General features: G+C 37.7%; 3 protein-coding genes and 2 tRNA genes. 4 read left to right on the top strand and 1 reads right to left on the bottom strand.

Annotation, left to right across the window (positions count from 1 at the left end; all coding sequences use genetic code 11):
* The first annotated feature begins 364 nt into the window (after positions 1 to 364).
* Positions 365 to 1234, top strand: coding sequence for a DUF1002 domain-containing protein (locus tag DCC39_RS18615; RefSeq protein WP_116556379.1), 870 nt, complete (start codon positions 365 to 367; stop codon positions 1232 to 1234).
* A 31-nt stretch (positions 1235 to 1265) separates the two neighbouring features.
* Positions 1266 to 1898 (top strand): NfeD family protein, encoded by a 633-nt coding sequence (locus DCC39_RS18610; RefSeq protein WP_116556378.1) that lies wholly within the window; start codon positions 1266 to 1268, stop codon positions 1896 to 1898.
* A 93-nt stretch (positions 1899 to 1991) separates the two neighbouring features.
* Here the strand turns inward: DCC39_RS18610 and DCC39_RS18605 are convergent, their stop codons facing one another.
* The gene (locus DCC39_RS18605; protein ID WP_116556377.1) at positions 1992 to 2558 is read right to left on the bottom strand and encodes a DUF1189 family protein; all 567 of its coding nucleotides are present in this window, start codon (positions 2556 to 2558) and stop codon (positions 1992 to 1994) included.
* A gap of 296 nt (positions 2559 to 2854) precedes the next feature.
* Between DCC39_RS18605 and DCC39_RS18600 the strand changes: the two genes are divergently transcribed.
* Positions 2855 to 2929: transfer RNA gene (locus tag DCC39_RS18600), tRNA-Asn, on the top strand.
* Between the two features lies 1 nt (position 2930).
* A tRNA-Met gene (locus DCC39_RS18595) sits at positions 2931 to 3004 on the top strand.
* The last annotated feature ends 109 nt before the right edge of the window (positions 3005 to 3113 follow it).

Here is a 3113-nt window from a genome sequence, read left to right as displayed (position 1 = left end):
TTAATAGATGGCTTGTTTTCCTATGCCCTCTTTTTCAGTGGTTGCCCGTAGGAGTTATTTCAGACTTCTCCTTACAGCGTATCATTATCATGTTAAAAATGGACTTTTGACCTAGGACGTTAAAAAAAGAAATCGGTCATTTTCGCCGATTTCAACAACTCCAACTTCTTATTTCTAACTTCTAGAATAATATGCTTGTCCACAAGAATTTATGTCTGTAAAAGATGAAAAGTGAAACTTTTTTTGGTTTAAATTCGTCTATTAAAGGAATGCTCATTGCCCATAGGAGATAAAATAGGTAAAATATTGGGTATAAAGCGATTCAACTAAAGAAGACTATATAGTAAAAGGGGCTTTCCAAAATATGAAATTTTTAACACGCTTCTTAATTGTTGTGTGCACTTTATTTATATTGCCGGCGGTTGTTTTAGCTGATGCTGCACCAGGGGACGTTATTATTACGTTAGGGGAAGATTTAACAAAACAACAAAAAGATCAATTGTTAAATGAAATGGGAGCTGCCGAAGATGTTGAACCTGTTATCGTGACAAATAAGGAAGAACATCAATATTTAGGAGATTACATAAGCAAATCCCAAATTGGGACGAGAGCCATTTCATCATCAAAGATTACAATTGGGAAAAAAGGTTCCGGCTTGAATGTAGAAACGAACAACATTACATGGGTATCTGAAGAAATGTATGCCAATGCTCTCATTACTGCAGGTGTAAAAGATGCGGATATTTATGTAACCGCACCTTTCGAAGTGTCTGGAACAGCTGCTCTTACAGGAATCATAAAAGCGTACGAAGTAACAGCAAATATTAAAATTCCAGAAGAACAGAAAAAAGTAGCAAATGAAGAAATGGTGAAAACAGCTGAATTAGGGGATAAAGTCGGCGTCGAAAAAGCTAATGAATTAATGTCCAGAATTAAAGAAGAAATTGCAAAAAATCCTCCGGAAAATGAAGAAGATTTACGTTCCCTTATTAAGCGTCTTGCAGAAGAGCTGGGCATTCAGTTGACCGATGAAGAATTGAATGGTCTTGTATCCCTATTCAATCGAATGAAAGACTTGAACATTGATTGGGACCAAGTCACAACCCAACTTGAGAAGGTAAGGGATAATCTTGATGAATTTTTAAACCGTGAAGAAACAAAGTCCTTTATACAGCGTTTTATCGATTTTGTTATTTCAGTTATTGAGGATATGAAATCGTGGTTTAAATCATAGAATAATTAAAAAGGATTAAGCAGGTGAAATGGTGGAAATAGTAGAGTTGCCAATGATTGGTTTTCTCGTCATTATGTTCGGTTCACTTTTTTTATTTGGGGAGCTGTTTGTAAAGGCGAAAGGCATATTTTTTATAGTGGGAATCGGACTTTTCACCCTTTATTTTTCCCACTTTTTAACGAGCAGTAAAATGCTTTGGCTCGCCATTGTTTTTCTCGTTGGCCTCTTTTTTATCATTTTAGACGGGGCGATTGTAAATGATGGATCCGTCACATTAATTGGCCTCGCTGTCATGGCTTTGTCAGTTGCGGTCCCAGCACCATCTTTTCTTTACGGATTTATCGCCGTTTTTGCATTGTTCGTAGGATTTGGTTTATCCCTGTTATTTTTAAAAGTGATGAGACCAAGAAAAATGTGGCAGCGAATGGCGCTAAAGGATAAGCTGACAAGTGATGAAGGGTATAATTCAGTTAACGAAGAATTCTTATCATTAGTTGGAAAAGAAGGGGTCACAGCAACAGCGTTTCGGCCGATTGGAAATATTGAAGTTGAAGGAAAAAAATACAGCGCGATAACTGAAGGGCAGTGGCTTGAAAAAGGTGTGGAAGTGACGGTGGATTCCGTTGATGGAACGAAAATAGTGATTAAGCCTAAAAAAAAGTGAGAGGGAATTCTCACTTTTTTTAAAGTTAAAGTATAAGTTTGTCTCATTCGCAAATGTAAACCCATCCAACCTCCCACTTCTCAGAAAGACGCGTCAGTGCCTTTGTTTTTTAGGTATCGGTACTTTGCGTATTGCTAAAAATAATATGAGAATAGAGGGGACAGAGTAAAGTAAATACGGCATGGGCAGAGAAAAGGGCAATAACGTACTGAACCCAATAAGGACTGAAGGCAATGTGGCAGAATAGGCGGACATGAGCCAAAGTTGCTTATAATTTAACTTTCTTCCTAGAAACTTTTTGAAAAGAAGGCCTAATCCTGCGATAAGTGAGACGGTTATAAATTCAAGCATTGCGACAGCCAGGTAAATAAATAAAATGGAAAGAAAAATGAAGACAGGAATCATCCCTGACATCGTCTCTTGCATCTCTATGATTTGGGATTCGTCAAACCCGTAAAGGGCCTCTCCAAAAATTGTTGAATTGCTGCCTCCTTGGAAATTGCTTAAAAGCATAATGAAAAAAAGTATAAAAGAAGGAAGCGAAACAAGAAATGAAAGAAAAAATAAATAACTAATCGTTTTTTCGATTTTCTGAAAGCGAAATAAAGAAATGGACTTCAATGAATAAAGGCTTTTAACAAATAATTGAAAAATGCTCATGCAAATCCCCTTCAATAACTGTTCAATATAAGGCAATTGTAGCCGAATTACTATCCTTCAACAAGAAATCAATTTTTTATTTTTAAGTGAAAATCCATATTGAAAACTTTTAATATTTATGGTACACTAGATCTTGTTGCTGGTTAAGCAGACAGGCTCAAAACCTACATATGTTTTTCAAAAAATGATCATTTGACAGTTGCTCAGCGATGAGCATTGTTGCATGATTGTCCTACGAGTTCTTCGAAAAGGCAGGTACCACAAAGCGTACAAATGAAGTATCATCTTTGAATTATTCCACAGTAGCTCAGTGGTAGAGCTATCGGCTGTTAACCGATCGGTCGCAGGTTCGAATCCTGCCTGTGGAGCCATGGCGGCGTAGCTCAGCTGGCTAGAGCGTACGGTTCATACCCGTGAGGTCGGGGGTTCGATCCCCTCCGCCGCTACTATACTAGAGGTTAGAAGCGAGAAGTTGAAAGTTGGATCAAAAGGTTATCCAACGATGAAATATGGACCCTTAGCTCAGTTGGTTAGAGCAACGAGCAATCGCTTCGT

The organism is Pueribacillus theae (assembly GCF_003097615.1).
Classification (GTDB): domain Bacteria; phylum Bacillota; class Bacilli; order Bacillales; family UBA6769; genus Pueribacillus; species Pueribacillus theae.
The sequence above is the reverse complement of the archived record's forward strand: the minus strand, read 5'-3'. Positions and strand labels throughout refer to the sequence as shown.

Excerpts from the sequence above, each read along its gene's own strand:
- DCC39_RS18615 (WP_116556379.1), top strand. The coding sequence starts at position 365 with ATGAAATTTTTAACACGCTTCTTAATTGTTGTGTGCACTTTATTTATA.
- DCC39_RS18605 (WP_116556377.1), bottom strand. The coding sequence starts at position 2,558 with ATGAGCATTTTTCAATTATTTGTTAAAAGCCTTTATTCATTGAAGTCC.